This is a genomic window from Mesorhizobium sp. P2_C7, assembly GCF_056404515.1.
Genome location: NZ_JBFUDW010000003.1, coordinates 254,147 through 267,926, shown reverse-complemented (window position 1 = coordinate 267,926; position 13,780 = coordinate 254,147). Strand labels below are relative to the sequence as shown.

Below are 13,780 nucleotides of genomic sequence, written 5' to 3'. Positions count from 1 at the left end.
GCCTTGGGCCACGATGGGGCCAAAAGCCCCTCGAATATCAATACTCTTTCTCGTAGAAGATGCCGCCCTTGGCCTCGCCGGCATCATTGGCCTCGCCGCGCAGTTTGACGCCGCGCCCAACATTGAGGTCGATGGTTGCCTTGCCGGAACCCGGCTTGTCGCCTTTCTGGATCGTCACGTAAGTGCGGTCGTTCAGATACTTGCCCGCCGAAACCGCTGTGCCTCCCCGGTCGTCGGTGGTGACATCGAGATCGTCGACGCCGATTGCGCTGCGCAGGTTTTCAAGCAGCGACGTCGAGCCGCCGACGCCGGCCAGTTGCCCGGCCGCTTCGGCGAGTTGGGCGATCTGCAGCGGCGACAGGTTCGACATCGAGCGTCCGAAGATCAGCTGCGCCAGCACCTCGTCCTCGGGCAGCACCGGCACCGAGGAGAAGGTGAATTTCGGATTGGTCGCCTCGCCCGACACCACGATGGTGACGGTGGTGGAGGTCGTCGTCGTTGTCGCCGTCAAATTAAGGTAAGGCACCAGCGAGCCGGAGAAGCCGACCGTGCCTTCGGTGAAGGTCAGCCGCTTGCCGAGAATCGACAGCCGCCCGCGCTGCAGGGTGAAGGTGCCGACCGCTTGCGGCGACGAAGCCGGGCCGGTCAGTCGGAGCGAGCCGCCGAGTTCGGCATCGACGCCCCTGCCCTGGATGAAGATCTGGTTCGGCGCGTTGACCGTGACATCAAGGACGAGGCCGCTGCCGCCGCCACCGCCACTGGTCGTCGGCGGGCGCAGCGCCTTGTCCTGCGCCCGTACGGCGCTCGGCGCATTCTTGTGCTTGACGTCGAGTGCCGACAGCGAAGCTGGCAGCCTGTCTGGAACCGTGATCACCGTCTTGGCGAGATTGATGGTGCCGGCAATCACCGGTGCGGAGGTCAGCGGCCCCTTGATCGTCAGGTCGCCGCCGAGATTGGCGGTTACCACACGACCGTCGGTATAACGGCCGTCGACAAGCTTGATCGACAGATCGGCCGGAAACCCTTGCGCCGGGTTGATGCCGACCGTGCCACTGGCCGACAGGCTGCCGCGCGTCGACAGCGTGCCGGTCAGCCGGTTGATCCTTGCGACGCCGCCGGCGATCGATACGTCGGCGGCGATATCGTTGACCGCGAGGCCCGAGCGCGCGTCGACCAGCCGCGCGCCGGAGGTGCTGACCGAGCCGCCGATGACAGGCGATGTCGCTGGACCGCGAACCTGCACATTGACATTTGCCGTTCCAGACAGGGACAGCCCCTGCGCGGCAAGCTTCTGGCTGAGCAGGCCGAACGGCACGGCGCCATTGAAATCGAGCACCAGCGCCGGCGTGCCTGCCGTCGTCACGGTGCCGCCGCCCTTGAGGCCAAGGCCGGCTCCATCACTGACATTGGCGTTGAAGGTCAGCTTGTTGGCGGCGAAGGTGCCGGACGAAGAAACACTCACCGCACCGACACCCGCACCCCGGGTCTGCGACGTCTGCACGCCGGTCGCATCGATGTTGAAGGCAACAGCGGGGCTCGCCGGCGCACCCGTCACCTTGGCTGTGCCCGAGATCGAACCGGCGGCATCGAGGCCCGGCGAGAAACTGTTGGCAAGTGACATCGGCACTCGCGCCAGCGTCGCGTTGATGTCGAGCGCCGTGCCGACCTTGCCGGTCACCGTCGCCGTGCCGCCGCCCAGGTTGAACACCAGCCGGTCCAGCGTCGTCGTGCCATTGGCAATGCTGACGGTTGAGGCCTGGGCTATGGCCGCCTTGATGCCCTTGACCGTGGCCTGGCCGGAAGCAAGCTCGATGGTGGTCGTGCCGTTGGCCACTTTCACCCGGCCAGCGGCCTGCGCCGGGATGCCTTTTACGGTGGCGCCACCGGAAAAGCCGGTCCAGTCGCCATCGCGCTTCAAATCCACATTTATGCCGCTGATCACGGTGCCGCCTGATGTGACGGTGTCGGCGCGGATCTTTCCGGAAATCACCGGAGCCGCGAGATAGTTGGCGATGAGCGCATCGACGGAAACGGCCTTTGCCTGCAAATCGCCGCGCGAGATCGACGCCGTCGCCGCCTTGATCGCGACCTGCGGGGCGGTGCCGTTCTTGGAAAAGGCGATGGTGCCGCGCACGTCGCCTTCCGCCTTTTCCAGCGCAAGTGCCGCCAGTGGGCCAATATCAGGCAGGTCGAGCGCGATGGTGCCGACCGGCACGAACTTCTCGTCCAGCGCCAGATCGCCGGAGATCCTGTTCTTGCCGAGCGACAGCAGCAGGCCGTTGATGGCGCTTTTGCCATCCGCCGTCGCCAGCACCGCACTGCCTTGCAGTGGCTGGCCGGCGACATTGCCGGTGAGTTGCACATTCGCCGCCGGGTTGGCGGCATCGGCCTTGCCTGTGGCGGTAAGCTTCAGCCCGGTGATCTCGCGCGCGGCCACCAAAAGCCGGTCGCTGTCGACCGTTAGCGACAGATCGGGCGCGGTCGCGGGGCCCTGTGCGTTCAAGGCGAAGCCGATGGCGCCCTTGGCGTCTTTCGAAAGCAGCGAGATGTCGCTTAGCGCGCCCTTGATGTCGGCGGCGACCTTGTTGTCGGCAAGGCTTGCCTGCCCCTCGGCAGTCAGTGCACCGGAGGCCAGCTTCAATCCGTCGACATTGACATTGCCCGACGCATCGCGCTTCAGCGCCGCACTCAGTTCCGCGCGTTCGGCAAGCACGCCGCGCACCGCCGCTGGCAGCGCCGCGGAGGCGGCGTCGGCTTTCAAATTGAGCTCGATGGCGCCGTCGGTCATCGATACCCGGCCGCTAAAGCCGCTGTTCAGCGCATCGCTCGTCACCGAGCCGCTGTCGATAGTGATGGCATCCTTGGCGAGGCTGCCGGCAACCTTGGCCGTAACCTTGCCGGCGATCAGTGGCGCGATGGTTGGGTTGTCGAGGCCAATCTGGTCGGCCGACACTGTACCGGAGATCTGTCCCGTCCGGGCCTTCAGATCGAAAGCATCGGAATGCAGGGCGACAGCGACGCCCTCGACCTTGGTCAGCTTGGTGGCGACCGACGGCAGCGCCGCCGAAATATCGAGCCGCGGCTGCGTGCCCTGCCCCGCTGCCCTTACCGACAGCGCCTGCAGTTCAAGCTTGATAGGGCTTTCCGCGCTGCCCAGCGTCAGCGGCAAGCTGGTTCCGGCCGAGGCGAGATCGAGGGCAAAATCGCTGGCGCCGTTCGGGTTGAGGGTGCCCGCCGCCTTGCCGGAAATCTTGTCGCCTGTGAGCGTCGCATGATCGAGCACGACGCCGCCGGCCATGGTGTAGCTGCCGGCTGCATCGACGGCGAGCGGACCGAGCTTCGCCTGGCGGGTCTGGCTGGTTTCGACGCCGGCCAGTTGTGCGTCGAACCGAACCTCGGGCGCAGATGGCGACCCGGTCACTTCAGCGGTTCCGCCGAGCTTGCCCACGGCATCGAGACCGGGCGAAAAATCATTGGCGAGTGCTGCCGGCAGTGCCGAAAATTGTGCCGCCAGATCGAGCGCCTGGCCGGCGGTGCCGGACAGCGTCACCGAACCGCCGCCGACATCGAGCGCGAGTTTTTCGATGCTGGTCGTGCCGTTGGCAATGCTCAACGTCGATGGCTGCGCGATCGCGGCCTTGATGCCGCGAACCGTGGCTTCACCCGAAGCGATCTCGATGCTGGTCGTCCCGTCCGCTATCTTGACCCGGCCGGCAGCGGTCGCCGGAATGCCCGATATGGTGGCGCCACCGGTAAAATTGGTCCAGTCGCCATCGCGCTTCAGGTCGACGCCAATGCCGCCGATTTCCGTGGTTCCGGAGGTGACGCTGTCGGCCTTGATCGAACCGGCGATCGCCGGCGCCTTGAGATAATTGGCAATCAGCGCATTGACGGTGATGGCCCTGGCCGTCACCTCGCCGCGCGCGATCGACGTGCTCTTGGCGTCGATGGCGACCGAGGGTGCGTCGCCGTCTCTGGCGAAGCGGATGGTGCCGTCGATGTCGCCCGTCACCGCCTGGCCGGCGAGCGCGGCCAATTGGTCGATAGCAGGCGCGGCGAGCGTCAGCGTGCCCAAGGGCATGAATTTGTCATCCAGCGCGAGGTCGCCCGAGACCTTGTTGTCGCCAAGCGAAACCAGGAACCCATTGATCGAACGCTTGCCTTCGCTGGTCACCAGCGCCGCCTTGATGTCGAGCGGCTGGTCGTTGACGGAACCGGTCAGCGAGACATTGGCGGAGGGGCTGGCAATGTCGGCCTTGCCGCTTGCCGTCAGCTTTATGCTCTTCACCGTGCGGCCCGAGGCCGTCAGGCTGTCGCTGCCGGCGGAGACCGTGAAATCCGGCGCCGTCCTGGCGCCGCTTGCCGACAGTGCAAAATCGACGCCACCGGCCACCGGCACGCCAACCATCGGCGACAGCACCGAAACGTCGCCCAGCTTGCCCTTGATATCGGCCTGGATGTCGGTGCCTTGCGCGCTGGCGGTGCCGCTGGCGCTGAGTGTGCCGGAGGTGAGTGAGATCGAGTTGGCGGCAAAGGATCCCTGCGGATCGCGCGTCGCCGCGGCCGAGAATTTCACCCGGGCGCCGAGCACTGAGGCGATCTGCGGCGGCAAGGCCGTCGCCACGGCATCGGCATTCATCTTGAGCTGCATCGACAGGTCGGCAAGTGCAACCGTGGCGGTCAGCGAGGCATTGACCGCGTCGGAGCGCAACGTGCCCTCGTCGATGGCAATGGCATCCTTGCTGACCGATCCGGACAGATCGACATTGACCTTGCCGGCGACCAGCGGCGCCAGTGTCGCTACGTCGGTTTTCAGGCCGCCCGCCGCTAGCTTGACGGTGACGGGCCCGGCGCGGTTCTGGATATCGAAGCCGTCCGAATGGATCTGCGCAGCTAGGTCGTCCAGCCGCGTGCCGCCGGCGACGATCGAAACGAAGGAGGCGCCGATGTCGATGATCGGCGTCTTGCCGTCGCCGAACGCGCGCGCGGTGGCGTTGTTGATCGCCAGCCTGATTGGCTGCGCTTTGCTGCCGACGCTGATCACCACAGGCGGGCCCTTGGCGGCGAGTTCGACCGCGAGATCGCTGGCACCGGCAGGATCGACGATGCCGGATGCGGTGCCGTGCACCGCATCGCTGTCGATGCTGGCGCGGTCGACACTGAGACCGCCGGTCGATGTGGCGGTGCCGGCGACATCGAAGCTGGTCTTGCCGGCAAACAGCGGCTTCAAATTCTCCGGCAGGAAGCGCGCGAAATCACCGTCGCCCTTGGCCTCGATGTGATTGCCCTTGTCGGTCAGTTGATGGCGCCCGGTGAGCTGGGTGACGATCTGGCCGTCGACAACGAAGGTCCCGATGCCGCTCCAGTTGGCCAGCGGGCCCGTCCCCGAGACAATGATGTCGACCGGCGGCGTTTCAGGCAGATTGAGCAGGTTGGCGATGATGCCGCCCGCCGGTTCCGATGCCTTCAGATCGAGGTCGAGCTTGTTGTCGGCTGGCGCGAAATGGACTTTGGCGTCGACATTGCCTTGCTTGCCGTCATGGCGGGTGACGTTGAGCGTCGTCTCGACCGCCAGCGGCGCGGCGTCGACCTTGAGCATGCCCTTGGCGGCAAGTTCGGCGATGCCGCTGCCGGCCAGATCCTGGCCGAGCGCGATTTCGGGAAGGTCGATCTGCTTGATGTCAAGCGAGACCGGCAGCGTCGTCGTGCCGCCACTCTGCGCCGGCTGCGTGCTGGCCACAGGCAATCGGGCCAGTTCGATGCGCCCGGCGGCGATGCGGTCGGCACTGAAGCTTTTCGACAGCAGCGCCAGCGGCGACCAGTCGACGGCGACCTTGCGCGCCACCAGCCAGGCGCCCTCACGGTCTTCCAGCACGACATGGTCGACGCTGAGCGCGCCCGACCAGATGCCGTCGATACCGCTGACGGTGATCTTGCGGTTATCGCTCGACGCCAGCCGCGAAATGATGCCGGCAAGATTGTCGCGTCCACGCTCGGTCTTGGTCAGCACCACCAGCGCGCCGATCGCCCCGGCGACAGCGATGAGCAGCGTGTAGAGGACAATGCGAAGGATGCGCCTGAATATCTTCATCGCTCAGAACGCCTGTCCGATGCCGGCATAGATGCCGAAATGCGGATCGTCTGGATCACGATTGAGCGGCACGGCCGCGTCGATGCGCAGCGGCCCAAATGGGGTGACATAGCGCAAGCCGACACCGGCGCCGACTTTGACATCGGAGAAATTGGGCACCGATTTGGTCGACACCGTGCCGACATCGACGAACGGCACGATGCCGATCGTGTCGGTGATGGCGATGCGCATCTCGACCGAGGTCTCGAAGAAGGACAGACCACCGATCGGCTGGCCGGTGAAATCCTTGGGGCCGATGCCTTGATAGGCATAGCCGCGCACCGAACCACCGCCGCCGGAATAGAAGCGTCGGTCGGCCGGTACATTTTCGAGGCTGGTGCCGACTATCGAGCCGACGGCCACACGCTCGGCCAGCACGAACTTCGAAGCCGAATCCAGCGACTGATAGGCTGAACCCTCGCCCTTGAGCTTGAGGAAGGCCGCACCGTTCAGAATGTCATAGCTCGGCTCGGCATAGGCCAGCACCCGGAAGCCGCCGGTCGGGTTCAGCCGGTTGTCACGGTTATCGTAGACATACTGCAGCGGAATGCTGGCGATCAGATATTTGTGCTTGCCGAAAGCATCGTGGATTCGCGAATAGTCGAGCGACACTTCCGCCGAAACCGTCTGCTTCTTGGTGAGTTCGTAGGACAGGCCGGTGCTGCCTTTCACCGAGAAATGGTCATAGGCGTCCGGATGCTCGAGCACGGTCTTGAACCTGGCGAAGAACTTCGAGGCGGGCCCGATTACGCCCGGTTTTTCGAACATGATGCCAGCATTATAGTTGAGCTCGCTGAGGTCGTTGCTGCCGATACCGCTGATGGCCCCTTCGATGCGCAGCTTTTCGGCCCTGCCAAACAGGTTGCGGTGGCCCCAATAGCCCTCCAGGCCGAGGCCATCGGTGTTGGAGAAGGTGCCGCCGACACCGAAATAGCGTGGCTTGCGCTCGCTGACCTGGACGCCGATCGGAATGTTGCCGTCGGCATCGAGCTTGTCGGCTTCCCTGAACGTCACGCTGTTGAACACCTCAAGCGCCAGCAACCGGTCGCGCGCATCGCTGATCTCGTCGGGCGAGTATTGCCGGCCGCGCTTGAGGCCGGTCATGTATTCGGTGAAGTCGCGATCGACCTTCTCGGTGCCTTCCACCGTGGTGTCGCCATAGCCGGCGACCGGCCCGGCGGCGACCGTCAGCGTCACGTCGAGCGTCGAGGTGGCATGGTCGGCGACGATCTGCCGGTCGGTCACCTTGGCCAGCGGTCTGCCCTCCTGCTTCAGCGCCCGCACGATCAGCGCCTCGGCCTTGAGCACGGCGCCGGATCCGGCGTCGCCGCCGGCGATCAGGCCATAATCGGCGCTCATCAGCCCCGCCGCGTCACCCTCCAACCGGACATTGCCGAGAGTGAATTTCGGCCCGCTGGCGACATCGATGACCACCGGTACCGGTTGCGGGCCCTTGAATTCAGCATCTGGCGGCAAATCGTCGAGCGGCTTGCCGTCGATGGTGATGGTGACGACGCCTTCATAGCGGGCATCGGCATAGAGCGCCGCGACCAGCTGTTCACGGTCGCTACGCGCCTTGGCCATCAGCCCGAGCGAGCCGGAAACCGGGTGTTCCTCGTCACTTTTCAGGGCCGAGGCATTTTCGAGCTTCTTGACGAGATCCTTGTCGGCATCTGGCGCGGAAATGGTGACGGCATAGCGCAGGGGGTCGACGATGTCGGCGTCCTCGTCTTTCGACGATCCCCACAGCTTGATGCCGAAAAGCTCGAAAGCAGCAGCATTTCCGGCCTCGGCGACAAGCGCGGTTGAGCAGATCATGACCAAAAGCAGGGCGCGCGAAAGCACACGCCCTGGCGCGGTACCTCCTGACATCTGCTCTTCATGCGCCGGCATTAAGACAACCTAGAATGAAAACCTAAAATTGGAATGAAGTTCTGAAGCGCTCGTAAAGGGGCCACAATCCAATTGTCTGAAATAGGACGGGCTTGGAATTCACACCTTTTGCGTCGCCGCAAGAAAGCGTGATCCCCTGTCCTATGGAGCTACTACCGGCGATCGGCCGGAAAGGAAACCGTTGGCAGGCGGAACCCTGCCGCGTCCTTGTGTTGACAAGCATGACTGATGCTTGATCATGCCTGGACGTCAGCAGTGTCTGGGAGGGTGTAATGGCAATGCGCGCGGCTCGTGGTCTGTCGATCCTGATTCTTCTCTTTTTTGCCTGGAATGGTGTCGCGCAGGCGGCTGAAGCCCGGCGAATCGCGACAACGGACAATTCCGATTATTTCGGCTTTGATCTCAGGTCCGACCAGAATGTCACGCTCGACCAGTGCAAGACGACATGTCTGGGTGATCCGGCCTGCCGCGCCTTCACTTACAACACCAAGGCCAAATGGTGTTTCCTCAAATCCGACTACAATCAACTGAAGCCGTTCAACGGTGCGGTCGCCGGCAAGGTCGTCAACATCGATGGCGACCCCGACATCGGCGCGCCGCCGGAACTTGCCTTCTTCCCCAACTGGATGGCCGATCAGGCCCAGCAATACCGCAACAAGCTGTTGGGTCCGGCCTATGTCAAGCCGACGGAAGGGCTGACGGCGCTGACGAATGCCGCCGAACAGTCCGAGCTTACCGGCGATCACCGCTCCGCCATGCTGAGATATGAAGGCGCCGTGTCCGTCATGCCCGATGATGGCCAGCTCTGGCTCGCCCTGGCGCGCGAAACGCTGGCCGTGCAGCCTGCCGCCAACACGTCCGAGGCTTCCACTTTGCCGGCAAACGGCACCTCGGCCGCCTTCAACGCCTACAAGCTCTCGCGCACCACCAAGACGCGCGCCGAAGTGCTGGCGCTGCTCGGCAACGGCCTCGACAAGCGCGATCTCTACCGGCCAGCCCTGCAGGCCTATGAGGCCAGCCTTGCGCTGGTCCCCTCGCCGGCGGTCCAGGCCGACTATGCCGATCTGAAGGCCCGCAAGGGTTTCCGCGTCATCGACCACACGGTCGATGCCGACACCAGCGCGCCGCGCATCTGCGCGCAATTCTCGGAGGACCTGGTCAAGACCGGCGTCGACTACGCACAGTTCGTCACCGTCGACAACGCGCCGCCCAAGGGCGTCGAGGCCAAGGACAAGCAGATCTGCGTCGAAGGTCTGGAGCACGGCCAGCATTACGAGGTCACCTTCCGCGCCGGCCTGCCGGCCGCCATCGGCGAGGTGACCGCCGCCCCCGTGGTGCTGTCGATCTATGTGCAGGATCGGGCACCCTCGGCCCGCTTCACCGGCGACAGCTTCGTGCTGCCGGCCGGCGCGCGCCGCGGCATTCCGGTCGTCACCGTCAACATGAACGCGGCCGAGATGAAGCTCTACCGTATCGGCGACCGTTCGCTGGCGCAGCTTCTTTCGGGCTATCAGTTCCTCCACCAGCTCGACAGCTACGATATCTCCAACATTTCCGAGCAGATGGGCGAGCCGGTCTGGCACGGCCAGCTCGACATCGCCAATGATCTGAACAAGGAGGTCACCACCTCCTTCCCGGTCGACGAAGCGCTGCCGCAACGCAAGCCAGGCGTCTATGTGCTGACCGCCCAGGCCGTCAACGACAAGAGCGACGACTACAATTCGATGGCCACGCAATGGTTCGTCGTCTCCGACATCGGCCTGTCGACCTATACCGGCCAGGACGGGCTCAATGTCTTTGCCCGTTCGCTGGGCAGCGCCAAGCCGATCTCGGGCGCCGAACTGACGCTGGTTGCCCGCAACAACGAGATTCTTGGCACCGCGACCACGGATGCCGACGGCCACGCCGTCTTCAACCCGGGCCTGACGCGTGGCGACGGCGGCATGGTGCCGGCCGTGCTGATGGGCAAGCAGGGCGACAATGATTTCGTCTTCCTCGACATGGGCCGGGCAGGCTTCGACCTGTCCGACCGCGGCGTCACCGGACGCGCGGCGCCCGGCGCGCTCGATGTCTATGCCTGGACCGAGCGCGGCATCTACCGCGCCGGCGAGGATGTTCATGTCGCGGCCCTTGCCCGCGACGGCGCCGCCAAGGCGGTCGAGAACCTGCCGCTGACCTTCATCTTCTCGCGCCCCGACGGCGTCGAGGACCGCCGCATCGTCAGTGACGGCGCATCGGCCGGCGGCCACGCCGTCGACCTGCCGCTCGAGCCCAACGCCATGCGCGGCACCTGGTCGGTGTCGATCTACACCGATCCCAAGCAACCGGCGGTCGCCAGCCAGATGTTCCTGGTCGAGGATTTCGTACCGGATCGCATCGAATTCGACATGAAGGCCGACAAGCAGGAGATCGCACAGGGCGAAACCGCCAACATCAACATTGACGGCCGCTTCCTCTACGGTGCGCCGGCAGCAGGCCTGGCGCTGGAAGGCGAGTTGACGCTGTCGACGTCCCGCGATTGGGACCGTTTCCAGGGCTTCTCCTTCGGCCTCGCCGATGAGCAGTCGGCCGAACCCACGGTCACCCCTCTCACTGATCTGCCGGTGGTTGGCGATGACGGCAAGGCGACCTTCCCGGTCTCCGTCGAGCGACTGCCCTCGACCACCAAGCTGGTCGACGCTAAGGTGACGGTTCGGATGCGCGAAACCGGTGGCCGCGCCATCGAGCGTTCGCTCAACATCGGCATCCGCCCGCAAGGCCATATGATCGGCATTCGTCCGGATTTCGCCGACAATGAAGTGCCGCAGGGCGGCACAGCGAAGTTCAGCCTGATCGCTGTCGATCCCGACGGCAAGCGTGAGGCGCTGAAAGGCGCCCAATGGACGCTGGTCAAGGTCGAACGCAATTACCAGTGGTACCGCTCCAACAACTCCTGGAACTACGAGCCGGTCACCTTCACCAAGTCGATCGCCAACGGCCAGGTCGACCTCAGCGCCGACGGCGACGCTACGGTCTCCGTGCCGGTCGACTGGGGCCAGTACCGCCTCGAGGTCGAGACATCGGATCCCGAGGGACCGGCGACCAGCTACGAGTTCGACGCCGGCTGGTACGTCTCCTCGACCACCACCGAAACGCCTGACGGCCTGGAGATCGCCCTCGACAAGGACACCTATGCCGCTGGCGAAGTGGCCAAGCTCAAGGTCTCGCCGCATTTTGCCGGCGAACTCCTGATCAACATCGGCTCGGACAAGCTGTTGAAGACCGTCACGGCAACCGTGCCGGCCGGCGGCAGCACCGTCGACATCCCGGTCGGTGACGACTGGGGCGCCGGCGCCTATGTCACGGCAACCCTGTTCCGGCCTGGCGAGGCGCAGGAATCGCGCATGCCGGCCCGCGCCATCGGCGTGAAATGGCTGAAGGTCGATCCGGGCTCGAAGAAGCTCGCCGTCACCCTCACGCCGCCCGACAAGACCATGCCTCGCCAGCAGCTGTCGATCCCGGTCGCGGTGGCCGGCGTGCAGCCGGGCAGCAACGCCTATGTCATGGTCGCCGCCGTCGATGTCGGCATCCTCAACCTGACCAACTACAAAGCGCCGGATCCGGAAAACTGGTTCTTTGGCCAGCGTATGCTGGGCATGGAAATCCGCGACCTCTACGGCCGCCTGATCGACGGCTCGCTGGGCAACACCGGCAAGCTCAGGACCGGCGGCGACGGCGCCAACATGCAGACGCAAGGCAGTCCGCCGACCGAAAAGCTGGTCGCCTTCTTCTCTGGTCCGGTTCAGCTCGACGCCGACGGCAAGGCGCGGATCGACTTCGACATTCCGCAGTTCAACGGCACCGTGCGCGTCATGGCTGTCGCCTGGACCAAGGAAGCGGTCGGCCATGCCCAGTCCGACGTCATCGTGCGTGATCCGGTGGTCATCACCGCCGGCCTGCCGCGCTTCCTGGCGCCTGGCGACGCCGCCGTCATGCGCCTCGATGTCGCCGACACCGATGGCCCGGCCGGTGACTATGCGCTGTCGATAAACACGACCGGCGACCTTTCGACCGGCGACAAGCCTCTGCCTGAGAAGCTGACGCTGGCCAAGGGCAAGCGGCAGACACTGACCGTGCCGCTGATCGCACAGACGGCGGGCAATGCCTCGATCACCATCAAGCTTGCCCATGCCGACGGCACCGCTGTCGAACAGACGCTGTACGTGCCGGTGCGTCCGGCGCAATTGCCGGTCACCACCCGCCTGGTCGTCGACCTCAAGGGCAATGGCGGCGCTTTGCGCGTCGACAAGGAGCTCCTGGCGGCAAGCCTGCTCGACGGCGCTTCCGTCAGTGTTGGCGTTTCGCAGGCCGCAGCCTTCGACGTGCCGTCGCTTTTGATGACGCTCGACCGCTACCCCTATGGTTGCGCCGAGCAGACCACCAGCCGCGCCATGCCGCTTCTCTACGTCAATGAATTGGCGTCCGGCATCGGCATGGCCAGTGACCCCGACCTGCACGGCCGCATCCAGGATGCCATCTACAAGGTTCTGAGCTACCAGGCCTCTGCCGGCAGCTTCGGCCTGTGGGGTCCGGGCTCCGGCGACCTCTGGCTCGACGCCTATGTCACCGACTTCCTGACCAGGGCGCGCGAGCAGAAATACGACGTGCCGAGCCTGGCGATGAACCAGGCGCTGAGCAACTTGCAGAACTCGCTCGGGTACGACCAGAGCGTACAGGACCGTGGCAGCGAGATCGCCTACGCCCTCTACGTCCTGGCCCGCAACAAGAAGGCCTCGATCGGCGACCTGCGCTACTATGCCGACACCCAGCTCGAGGCTTTCTCGAGCCCGATGGCGGTTGCCCAGCTGGCGGCGAGCCTGGCGCTCTACGGCGACACGCCGCGCGCTGAAGCGACGTTCAAGACTGCGCTCCAGCTCGCCAAGGCGACAACCGACTATGACTACTACCGCTCCGACTATGGCTCGCCGCTGCGTGACGGCGCGGCGATGCTGGCGCTGGCGGCGGAATCGAAGCCGGTGCCGACGATCGTACCGGAGCTTATCAAGCTGGTGACGAAAGAACGCGCCGAAGCCGATTGGACCACCACCCAGGACGAATCCTGGATGCTGCTGGCGGCCCGCGCATTGAAGGAAGGCAATGATTCGATCACGCTGACCGTCAATGGCGCGCCGCATTCAGGCGGTTATTCCAACCAGTTTAACGGCAGCGACCTGGTCGACAGCCCGCTCGCCATCGCCAACACCGGCAAGACCCCGCTGCAGGCCGTCGTCACCACCGTGGCGTCGCCGATCCAGCCGCTGCCGGCCAGCGGCGACGGCTTCACCATCGGCCGAACCTACTACAAGCTCGATGGCACCGAAGCCAACGTCACCGAGGCGACGCAGAACGAACGCTATGTCGTTGTGCTCAAGATCTACGAGCAGAACCGCTGGCCTTCGCGCCTCCTGATCACCGACTTGTTGCCGGCAGGCTTCGAGATCGACAATCCGGGCCTGGTCTCCAGTGCGCAATTGTCGAATTTCTCCTGGCTCGCCCAGACCGACGCGGCCCATCTCGAATTCCGCGACGACCGTTTCGTCGCGGCGTTCAACCCCAATGACGGCGATGGCGACCGCAACATCACGCTTGCCTATGTCGTTCGCGCGGTGACGCCGGGCACCTACGCCCATCCGGCGGCGACGGTGGAGGATATGTACCGGCCGCAGTATTCGGCCCGCACCGCCACCGGCATGATGGAGGTCAAGGCGCCGTAAGGTG

At 64.9% G+C, this 13,780-nt stretch carries 3 protein-coding genes; 1 reads left to right on the top strand and 2 read right to left on the bottom strand.

Annotation, left to right across the window (positions count from 1 at the left end; genetic code table 11):
• Positions 1 to 37 precede the first annotated feature (37 nt).
• Complete coding sequence (locus AC1D2G_RS09015; protein WP_477413396.1) at positions 38 to 6,091, bottom strand: translocation/assembly module TamB domain-containing protein; 6,054 nt, start codon at positions 6,089 to 6,091, stop codon at positions 38 to 40.
• A gap of 3 nt (positions 6,092 to 6,094) precedes the next feature.
• The gene (locus tag AC1D2G_RS09010; RefSeq protein ID WP_477413394.1) at positions 6,095 to 8,023 is read right to left on the bottom strand and encodes an autotransporter assembly complex protein TamA; all 1,929 of its coding nucleotides are present in this window, start codon (positions 8,021 to 8,023) and stop codon (positions 6,095 to 6,097) included.
• Between the two features lie 272 nt (positions 8,024 to 8,295).
• On the opposite strand from AC1D2G_RS09010, the gene AC1D2G_RS09005 reads away from it, so the two are divergent.
• The gene (locus AC1D2G_RS09005) at positions 8,296 to 13,776 is read left to right on the top strand and encodes an alpha-2-macroglobulin family protein (RefSeq protein WP_477413392.1); all 5,481 of its coding nucleotides are present in this window, start codon (positions 8,296 to 8,298) and stop codon (positions 13,774 to 13,776) included.
• Positions 13,777 to 13,780: the final 4 nt, after the last annotated feature.